This window comes from Streptomyces sp. NPDC002513 (assembly GCF_053595355.1).
Genome location: NZ_JBSFXK010000115.1, coordinates 1 through 8,139, shown reverse-complemented (window position 1 = coordinate 8,139; position 8,139 = coordinate 1). Strand labels below are relative to the sequence as shown.

Here is an 8,139-nt window from a genome sequence, read left to right as displayed (position 1 = left end):
CGGACCTCATCCATCTCCTCGGGTGTCATACCCGATACAAGATCACACGCTACCGATCAGACGGCAGTTGGGCTACCTAACGAAGCCCTACTAGGACTGTGCGGCTCCTTCAGGGAGCACGACCCGGCCGGGGAGGACCGGCTCCTGCTTCCGGGTCACGGCTGTGACCGCGCGCTCATGGTTGGCGAGCCGGGCAGGCGTTCTTCTCCCCCAGCAGGAACGCCACAACCGCCTCCGCGAACGCCTCCGGCGCTGCGCGGTGGATCAGGTGACCGACCGGGATGGTGACCATCTGCCCGTCGGGGATGCGGTGGGCCAGCTCGGCGACGCCGTCCTGAGGCAGGTGGCTGCGTGGACCGCCGGCCACCACGAGGGTCCCGGCGGTGATCTCGCTGAGCCGCTCCAGCCACCTGGGGTCAGGCGCGTCGATCTGCCGCCTGACGGCCAGCACCATCTTCCAGTCGAAGGTCAGGTCGCCGTCCGGCTTGGTCGGGACACTCGGTTCCCGGGGACGAGGGACACAAACGTCCTCCAGGACGAGCCGGCTCACCCGCTGCGGTTGGTCCTCCGCGAGCAAGTAGGCCACCATCCCGCCCATGGAATGCCCGATCACATCCACTCGGCCCAGTCCCAGCGTGTCCAGGAACCGGAGCACATCGGCTTGCATGAGTTCGAGCGAATGGTCCCCCGGCCAGTCGCTGCGGCCATGCCCCCGAAGGTCGGGGGCATACACCCGTCGGCGACGGGCGAGGACGGGTACCACCGGCTCCCAGTCGGTCGCGTCCTCACCCAGCGCGTGCAACAGGACCAGCGGTGGGGCATCCGGCGGACCCGACACCTGGTAGGCCAGCCGGACTCCACCCACATCGACCGAGCGCTGATCAACCATGTCCGCATGCTATGGGGCAAGACCTTGACGCAGGATCAGCGTTCACGGGCGGCGAACCACCATCCCCGGCCTATTCGTTCCGGGGCGCCTCGAACAGGGCGCTGACGGACTCGCCGTTGTGAATGCGGCGCACGGCCTCGGCCAGGGCGGGGGCGATGGACAGGACGCGCAGCTTCTCCGTGCGTTCCTCGACCGGGACCGGCACCGTGTTCGTGCACACGATCTCCAGGACGTCAGGCTGCTCGCTGAGCCTTTTGAGGGCACCGGCCGCGAACAGGCCGTGGGTGCAGGCGATCCGGATCGACCGCGGACCCGACTCACGCAGCCGATCCAGGAGTTCCAAGGCCGTGCTCCCCTTGGCGATCTCGTCGTCCAGCACGATGACATCCCGTCCGGCGACATCGCCGATGACGGCGTTGATGCTGACCCGGTCGTCCGCGAACCGCTGCTTCGCGCCCGCCGCCACCTGCGCCCCGATCATCCTGGCGAAGGCCGCCGCCTCCTTGGCGTTGCCGAGGTCGGGCGAGACGACGGTGGCGTGCGAGAGGTCGTACTGGCGGAAGTGCGCGGCCAGCTCCCGGCGGGCGTGCAGATGATCGACCGGCACCGAGAAGAAGCCGTGCACCTGGGGCGAGTGCAGGGTCATGGCCAGCACGCGGCTGGCTCCGGCCGCGACCAGCAGGTCGGCCACCAGCCGCCCGCCGATCGAGATCCGCGGCGCGTCCTTCTTGTCCGAGCGGGCGTACGCGTAGTGCGGCATCACCACCGTGATCCGCCCGGCGGAGGCGCCGCGTGCCGCGTCGCACATCAACAGCAGCTCGACGAGGTGCTCCTGCACGGGGGTGACCAGTGGCTGCACGAGGAAGACGTCCCGCTCACGGCAGTTGGCCTGGAGCTGTACCTCCAGGCAGTCGTTGGCGAACCTGCTGACGCGCACCGGGCTGAGCGGCACCCCGAGGTGCGCGCACACCTCCGCCGCCAGCTCGGGATGGGCACGGCCGCTGAAGACGGCGATGTCACGCACGATCCGCTCCTCGCATGATCGAAAACGGGCTGCGCGTCTCATGCTACTGACCGGCTCTCGCACCGCACGGGGCGCGAGCGGCTGCCGCCCGGAGTGCCCCGCCCACGGGAGGGGAAACCTCTGCGGCACACCACGGACGCGTCACGCACGCGGGCAGCAGCGCGCCAAGGGCCGGGAAGAGGAGCGAGAAGACATCCTCGAACTATTAGTCCGTACCAGGGCCTTGACGGCCCCTTACCTCACCTCTTGAATCAAGAGCTGAACCAACACCCCCCTTCCGGTGCGTCCGGCACCTTTGGCCGTACCGCCCACCCCCCACCCAGTCGGCCCGCCCGTGTCCGGGCGGCCGTACGGAAAGGGAGCGTCATGGACTCCCCACGTCTGTTGCGCAGATGCCTCCTCGCCGCGCTCTCGGCGGTACTCGCCGCGTCCGCCTTCACGCCCGTGGCCCACGCGGCTCCGCAGGCGGCGGACGCGACCGTCTTCTCCGACACCTTCGACGGCCCGGCCGGTGCTGCCGTCGACTCCTCCAAGTGGCAGATCGAGACCGGCGACAACGTCAGCAACCACGAGCGGCAGTACTACACGTCGGGCAACAAGAACGCCGCGCTGGACGGCCAGGGACATCTGGTGATCACGGCCCGCCGCGAGAACCCGGCGAACTACCAGTGCTGGTACGGCACCTGCCAGTACACCTCGGCCCGGCTCAACACCTCCGGGAAGTTCACGGCGCAGTACGGCCATGTCGAGGCCCGGATGAAGATTCCGCGTGGTCAGGGCATGTGGCCGGCCTTCTGGATGCTCGGCAACGACATCGGGCAGGTCGGCTGGCCGAACAGCGGTGAGATCGACGTGATGGAGAACGTCGGCTTCGAGCCGGGGACGGTCCACGGCACCATCCACGGCCCCGGCTACTCGGGCTCCGGCGGCATCGGTGCCGCCTACTCCCTGCCGAACGGCCAGGCGTTCGCGGACGCCTTCCACACCTTCGCCGTGGACTGGGCGCCCGACTCGATCACCTGGTCCGTGGACGGCACCGTCTACCAGCGGCGCACCCCGGCCGATCTGGGCGGCAAGGCCTGGGCGTTCAACAAGCCCTTCTTCCTCATCCTCAACCTCGCCGTCGGCGGCTACTGGCCGGGCGACCCCGACGGTTCCACGGTGTTCCCCCAGCAACTCGTCGTGGACTCGGTGAAGGTGACGACGAGCGACAGCTCCAGCGGCACCGGTGTCCCGATCACCGGCCTCGCCGGCAAGTGCGTGGACGTGGCGGGCGCGAACCCGGCCAATGGCACGCCCGTCACGCTGTACGACTGCAACGGCACGGCCGCCCAGAAGTGGACGGTGGCGTCGGACGGTACCCTGCGGGCACTCGGCAAGTGCCTGGACGTGGTCGGCAACGGCACGGCGGACGGCTCCAAGGTCCAGCTGTGGGACTGCAGCGGCGGGCCCAACCAGAAGTGGACGGTCACCGCGGCCCACGACATCGTGAATCCGCAGGCGAACAAGTGCCTGGATGTGACGGACAACAACTCCGCGAACGGCACCCCTCTGCAGATCTGGTCCTGCTCCGGTGGCGCCAACCAGAAGTGGACGGTCGGCTGACCCGTCGTCGGCTCGTACGACGGGGGCCGCGGACCAACCCGGCGGCGGGCTTCGGCGAGGACGACGAGGCCCGCCCGTTCGGGTGCGCCGCGGCGCACGACCACCGCTCCGGCCCGCGCACAGGGCCGTTCCGTGCCGCGCCGCGGGACGGCCCTCCAGCGCGGTGCGGGACCGGCCTTCAGTGGTGCAGCGTCCAGGTCAGCTTGTCGCCGCCCACCCACCGGACCACGTCGGGATCGTCCATGTCATGGACCGGGATGCCGGCCTCCGCGGCGACCGCCAGCACATCGGTGAGCGACCTCGCCTCGCCGACCACCTGGCCGTCGATCTCCACGATGCGGAACGGCGGGTGGCCCGGCTGGACGCCGAGCACCATGATCCGCGGATGGGAGATGTGCGGGCTCGCGATTTCGGTCATGCATCGAGCGTAGAGCGCCCGGGGAAACGGAGCGCTTCGGACGCCCCCCCGGTCCGCGGCGCTCCCGGACAGCGACCGGCGCGGCACCGCCCACGCCCTGACGGGCCACCCCCGCGTGCGGCCGTTCGGGTGAACGGCATCCGGCGGACGCCCGCCGTGCGAGCCGGGCGCACCTGGGCAAGGCTGGGAGGTGAGGAGGTGTCGATGGGTCCCGTCGCAGCGCTGGACCGGATCGCGTTCCTGCTGGAACGCGCCGGGGCGCCGGCCTATCGCGTACGGGCCTTTCGCACCGCGGCCTCCGTGCTGGCCGCGCTTCCCGAGGGCGAGGTCGCCCAGCGGGCGGCTGCCGGGACGCTGGAGTCGCTGCGCGGGATCGGCCCCAAGACCGCCCAGGTGGTACGGGAGGCGCTGGCCGGGCGGGTCCCGGGCTACCTGGAGCAGGTGGAGCGGGAGAGCGAGGCCCCGCTGACGCGCGGCGGCGAGCGGCTGCGGGCGCTGCTGCGCGGCGACTGCCATCTGCACTCCGACTGGTCGGACGGCGGCAGCCCGATCGAGGACATGGGCAGGACCGCCGCGCGGCTTGGTCATGAGTGGGCGGCGCTCACCGACCACTCCCCCCGGCTCACCGTGGCCCGCGGGCTGTCCGCCGAGCGGCTGCGCGAGCAGTTGGAGGTCATCGCCGCGCTCAATGCGCGGTGGGCGCCGTTCCGGCTGCTCACCGGTATCGAGTGCGACATCCTCGACGACGGTGCGCTGGACCAGGAGCCGGATCTGCTGGACCGGCTGGACGTCGTGGTGGTGTCAGTGCACTCGAAGCTGCGCATGGACGCGCGCTCGATGACCCGCCGGATGATCGCCGCCGTCCGCAATCCGCTGGCCGACGTGCTCGGGCACTGCACGGGACGGCTGGTCACCGGCCGCGGGCGGCCCGAGTCGGGGTTCGACGCGGACGCGGTGTTCGCCGCGTGCGCCGAGTCCGGTACGGCCGTGGAGATCAACAGCCGGCCCGAGCGGCTCGACCCGCCGCGCCGGCTGCTGCGACGGGCGGTGGAGGCGGGCGTGCTGTTCTCGATCGACACCGACGCGCACGCGCCCGGGCAGCTCGACTGGCAGATCCACGGCTGCGCCCGGGCCGAGGAGTGCGGGGTGCCCGCCGAGCGCGTGATCACCACCTGGACCGCGAAGGAGCTGCTGGCCTGGACCCGGGATCGGACGGTGCCGGCGCGCGTGTGACCGGCACGTCCCGTGGTACCCGAGCCCGTACCTGAGGGAGGAAGATCATGGGACGGGCGGCCTTGTTCGACGTGGACGGGACCCTCGTCGACACCAATCATCTTCTTGTCACGACGTGGTGGGAGGCGTTCCGGCAGGCAGGCCACCAGGTGTCGATGCATGCGATCCACCGCTCGGTGGGCCTCGGATCCGCTGACCTGATCGCCCATCTCCTGGGCGGCCGGGACCGGGACGAGGTCGACATGCTGGTCGCCGCGCACACGGCCCTGTACGGCACGTACTTCGACCGCCTGCCCCCGCTGAAGGACGCCGGACGGCTGCTGCGGCGGCTCGACCACGACGGCTGGAACGTGGTCCTGGCCACGGCGGCGAGCGGACGGGAGCTGTCGGCGCTGCGCCGGGCGATCGGGGCGGACGACGCCATCGCGGCGACGGCGAGCTCCGACGACCCGGGGGCCGGCGAACCGACGCCCGAGCCCCTCGAGCACGCCCTGGAGCTGGCCGGGGTGCCGCCCGAGTCGGCGGTGTTCGTGGGCGACACGGTATGGGACATGCGGGCGGGAACCCGGGCCGGGGTCACGTGCGTCGGCCTGCTGTCGGGCGGCATTCCGGAGGCGGATCTGCGGGAGACGGGTGCCCGCGCCGTCTACCGGGATCCGTCGCATCTGCTGGCCAGGCTCGGAGACAGTCCGCTGGCGCCGGACGCGTAGATCCGGGATCCGTCCCCCGGCGACTGGGCGAGTGACGTAGATCACGTGCAGGCTGCCGATTTCCCGGAACACCCACCGGTAGTTTCTAGTTAAACCAACCGTGGGAGTGGACGGGACAGTGTCCCCGGGCCTCATATCTCGCCCACAGGGACGATCGTTCGGCTGAAGCCCTGTGGAGCCTTTCGCCGCGAGGCGACCGCCGTCCGCTCCCACCACAGACGGCCCCGACCGAGATCCCCCCGTCCGGTCGGGGCCCTCCTTTGCCCTGGGCCGCACGCCGGCCGCCCCCGTCCGGGGTGCTTGCCCGCGCGGGGCGGATCAGTCGGTGGGCTCGTCCGGGACGGGGTGGTCCGGGCGGACCAAGCCCGGGTGAGGGGCGCCCGGCGTGCGGGCGCGGTCGTCCCGGGCGGTGCGGATGTCCCACGGATCCTCGACAGCGCGGGCCTGCTGGTCCGGCATGTCCCGCGGGATCGGACGGGCGCGCTCGCCGGGACCCTGATGCCGTTGGTCGGTCACGGCGCTGACTCCGTTCTTCGCTCGCCGAGCTGACGAGGCCCGCGAGCGGGATGCGGGCCCCTTTCCGGCCGAGACCCGGGTACCCCGGCAGGCATCGGCGAAACCACGGGTAACACCCTGCGCGGCAGCGGTCAGCGGGGCGTCCGTCGTTCCTCCAGCGCCGTCCGCCACGTCGGCCTTCGCGCCTCGTGCGCGGGCTCCGCGCGCCGCCCGCCACGGGCGAAGAAGTCCTCGAGCGGCAGGATCGCCGCCCCGACCGTCACCGCGTCCGGACCTAGCCTGCCCATGTCGATGGAGACCCGCTCGGCCGGATACCGCAGGGCGTAGGCCATGGCGTGCCGACGCACCGACGACAGGAACCGGGAGCCGAGTTGCAGCCCCGCCCAGCCGCCGATGAGGATCCGCTCGGGCTGGAAGAGGTTGATCAGGTCGGACAGGCCCGCGCCCAGGTACTCGGCGGTCTCCTCCAGGACGGCGAGCGCCACCGGGTCCGCCTCGGCGCCCTCGGGCGGGTAGGCGGCAGCCAGCAGGGCGGTCAGCGCCGTCTCCTCATCGGTGCGTTCGGGCGGCCGTCCGCCCTGTTCGCGCCACCGGTCGATGAGCGCCTCCGCACCGGCGTAGGCCTCCAGGCAGCCGAGGGCACCGCAGCGGCACCGCCGCCCCCGCACCCGTACCGTCAGATGACCCCACTCCACGGCCCGCCCGCTGCCCACCTCCTCGGTGACCAGGCAGGCCCCGACGCCGGAGCCGAAGAGGACCACGACCGCGCTGTGGGCGCCGCGCCCGGCGCCGAACCACATCTCGGCCTGGCCGAGGGTCCTGGCTCCGTTGTCGATGAAGTAGGGGACGGAGTCCGGGAGGTGGCACGTGGAACGGAGCAGGGATTCCACCGGCACGGCGTCCCAGCCGATGGTCTGGCCGTGCACGACGGCGCCCTGCTCGGGGGTGCGGGCCACGATGCCGGGTACGCCGATACCGACGCCCAGGAGCCGTTCGGGGGCGATGTCGGCGGCGGCCAGGACCTCCGCGATGCCGTCACGGATATGCCCGACGACGACCTCGACGTCGTACCGCTGGTGCTCCAACGGTCTGTCCGTCCGGGCGAGTTCGGTGAGGGCCAGGTCGAACAGCTCGACGCGGACCCGGGTTTCGCCGACGTCGACGCCGATCATGTACCCGCTGGCGGGCGCGACACGCAACAGGGTGCGCGGCCGTCCGCCGTCGGAGTCGACGCTGCCGGCCTCCTCCACCAGCCCGTCTGCGACCAGCTCGGCGACCACGTTGCTGATGGAGCCTGAGCTCAGGCCGGTCGCCGGGCCCAGTTCGAACCGGCTCATCGGACCGTCGAAGTACAGTCGCCGCAGCACCTCGGCGCGATTGCCCCGGCGCAGGTCACGTACCGTGCGCCCGCTCCGCCTCGCCATGTGACTCCTTCCGGCCTTGCCCGATCTGCACGATACCGCCGCGCCACCCCCTGGACGCGTCCTTGGTGCAAGCTTAAATCAGGGCCTAATTTAAGACGTGACCCTGATGGACGGTTTCCGCCTCCGGCGCGCCCGCCGTACCCGCTTCCCTCACAGTGCGCCTTAGAACTCCTAACAGAATGCTGCAACTCGCCTCGGAATGAAGGGGTCTGATGACTTGTTAGTCTGCACATGAGAAGGGGTGAGCGGCCGCCGTGGATCGTCCCCGATGAGCTGTGGGCGCGGATCGAGCCGTTGCTGCCGGTCGTGCCGCGCCGCAC

The 8,139-nt window shown here is 71.3% G+C and carries 8 protein-coding genes; 3 read left to right on the top strand and 5 right to left on the bottom strand.

The features are described from left to right. Positions 1 to 175: 175 nt before the first annotated feature. Positions 176 to 889 (bottom strand): alpha/beta fold hydrolase, encoded by a 714-nt coding sequence (locus ACWD5Q_RS34740; RefSeq protein ID WP_451431063.1) that lies wholly within the window; start codon positions 887 to 889, stop codon positions 176 to 178. A gap of 70 nt (positions 890 to 959) precedes the next feature. Further along, the gene (locus tag ACWD5Q_RS34735) at positions 960 to 1,913 is read right to left on the bottom strand and encodes a ribose-phosphate diphosphokinase (RefSeq protein WP_451431062.1); all 954 of its coding nucleotides are present in this window, start codon (positions 1,911 to 1,913) and stop codon (positions 960 to 962) included. A 366-nt stretch (positions 1,914 to 2,279) separates the two neighbouring features. Here ACWD5Q_RS34735 and ACWD5Q_RS34730 point away from each other — a divergent pair, with 366 nt between their 5' ends. Further along, complete coding sequence (locus ACWD5Q_RS34730; protein WP_451431061.1) at positions 2,280 to 3,518, top strand: lectin; 1,239 nt, start codon at positions 2,280 to 2,282, stop codon at positions 3,516 to 3,518. 178 nt (positions 3,519 to 3,696) lie between these two features. On the opposite strand, the gene ACWD5Q_RS34725 is transcribed toward ACWD5Q_RS34730, so the two are convergent. Beyond that, complete coding sequence (locus tag ACWD5Q_RS34725) at positions 3,697 to 3,936, bottom strand: hypothetical protein (RefSeq protein WP_451431060.1); 240 nt, start codon at positions 3,934 to 3,936, stop codon at positions 3,697 to 3,699. A gap of 204 nt (positions 3,937 to 4,140) precedes the next feature. Here ACWD5Q_RS34725 and ACWD5Q_RS34720 point away from each other — a divergent pair, with 204 nt between their 5' ends. Next, the gene (locus tag ACWD5Q_RS34720) at positions 4,141 to 5,169 is read left to right on the top strand and encodes a PHP domain-containing protein (RefSeq protein ID WP_451431059.1); all 1,029 of its coding nucleotides are present in this window, start codon (positions 4,141 to 4,143) and stop codon (positions 5,167 to 5,169) included. Between the two features lie 47 nt (positions 5,170 to 5,216). Then, on the top strand, positions 5,217 to 5,879 hold the full coding sequence (locus ACWD5Q_RS34715; protein ID WP_451431058.1) for an HAD family hydrolase: 663 nt from the start codon (positions 5,217 to 5,219) through the stop codon (positions 5,877 to 5,879). 318 nt (positions 5,880 to 6,197) lie between these two features. Here ACWD5Q_RS34715 and ACWD5Q_RS34710 read toward each other — a convergent pair whose 3' ends face one another. Next, a complete protein-coding gene (locus ACWD5Q_RS34710) occupies positions 6,198 to 6,395 on the bottom strand; it encodes a hypothetical protein (protein WP_451431057.1) in 198 nt (65 codons plus the stop codon). Positions 6,396 to 6,526: 131 nt separating this feature from the next. Continuing rightward, complete coding sequence (locus ACWD5Q_RS34705) at positions 6,527 to 7,819, bottom strand: ROK family protein (RefSeq protein WP_451431056.1); 1,293 nt, start codon at positions 7,817 to 7,819, stop codon at positions 6,527 to 6,529. Positions 7,820 to 8,139: the final 320 nt, after the last annotated feature.